At 68.1% G+C, this 1,555-nt stretch carries 1 protein-coding gene; it reads right to left on the reverse strand.

From position 1 onward, the window contains the following. Window positions 1-559 precede the first annotated feature (559 nt). Window positions 560-988, reverse strand: a complete 429-nt coding sequence (locus AB0442_RS42385; protein ID WP_366168835.1) for a CBS domain-containing protein — start codon at window positions 986-988, stop codon at window positions 560-562. Window positions 989-1,555 lie beyond the last annotated feature (567 nt).

Below are 1,555 nucleotides of genomic sequence, written 5' to 3' on the forward strand. Positions count from 1 at the left end.
GGTACTGCCGCATCCTGCCTCCCGTGCCAACGATCCCGCCCCCGGAAACCACGGTATGGGCGGGGCGGATCAACCGCGACCAGTGGACTCCGCCCACTGACAGCGGCCCTCAAAAATCCCCACGGACGGCCAGTTGCGGTTGTAGCTTTGGGGGACCATTGCCTTAGGGCGACGGCCTTGTCCGCCCGAACTGGCACGGGTGGAAAGCTCCCGCGCTACGTCGTCCTGGCAAGGCTGGCGACTCTGGGAGGCGTCGGCCGTCTCAACCCCGAGCTGCTGCCGGCTGCCCTTGGCACTGCCCTCGGCATCGTTGCTACGGTTCCGGCCGTGGCAGGTCCGGGCAGGGCGACCGAACCGTCTTTCGGCCGGGTCGGCACTACAGCCAAGACCAGCTCGCGCTTACCGCGCCGACCGGCGCCCAGGCTCGTTACGGCCTCCGGCGCAAGACCGGAGACCGCCCCACCTCCGCCCAGCGAAACCTCCACAACCGTCTCCGCCATCGCCTGGCCACCCATACGGAGACCGGCTCCGGCCGGGGCTGGGGCGTGGTGGTGTGGGTTCAGGCAGGTGTGGCAGCGAGAACGGTGGCGGTACGAACCGCAGTGAGGATGCCGAGAAGGTAGCCGTCGTCGTCGATGACGGGCCAGACGGTCAGGCGTCTGATGCGCATGACGCGGGCAGCCAGGGCCAGGCCCAGGGTCGGCCACGCGAACGGGCCGCGCTGATGCTTGGTGGTGCTGATCGCGGTCCGCTCGGTGGACCAGGGAGGGGTTAGGAACGGGTGGAGCTCGGCTCGGGTGACCAGCCCTTCGCAGCGGCCGTCGTGGCCGCGGACGAGCAGATAGTCGATGTGGGCGCTGCGCAGGACGTCGTCGGCCTGGTCGACGGTGCTGTCGTCGGCGATCTGGTAGTCGCAGGAATCCATGGCGTCGGCGACCGTGAGGCGAGGGTCTGCCGATCGCGGGGAATGTGGGGTCACGGTATTCACCGTTCCCGTCTCCGGGCCCACCGCGGGGGGCGCCCGGTCCTTCACCCAGAACGAAACCGGAACAGGTACCGGGATGCGGGATGCCCTGGATGTCTCCGAGCGTACTCCGGCGACCGCCGCGGCAGAGCAGGCTCACATCGGGCCAACCGGTTGTGCCCGCTCGCGGCATGTGGGGTGGACCGTTTGCCATGTTGCGCGGCGGACAGACGCTGGGTGGCGGCGGAGCCGGTTGAACAGACAGCCGACTCCGGTGTCACCCGTCGGCGACAGAGCATCTCCGGAACTGCCGAGTGGGATCGCACTCGATCAGGTCCGGCTCCCGGTTTCGTTAATCCGGTGGAGGGACGCGACTTGACCACTCAACTCCATCGGATGTCTCGTCTCCGGTCGACAACTGCGTGTTGTGACATTCATGGCCAGGTAATTCCCCGCCAAATGGCCGTAACCGGGGAGTTTTAACCGGCCATCAACAGCCCGCACTGCGGCCCGGCCTGCCTGTCGCGCCAGCGGTTCTGGGCAGGCCGTTCGAGAGCCACCGGGTACCGAGATCGAGTGCTGCCTTGCCCG

Source organism: Kitasatospora sp. NPDC085895, from assembly GCF_040702125.1.
GTDB lineage: Bacteria > Actinomycetota > Actinomycetes > Streptomycetales > Streptomycetaceae > Kitasatospora > Kitasatospora arboriphila.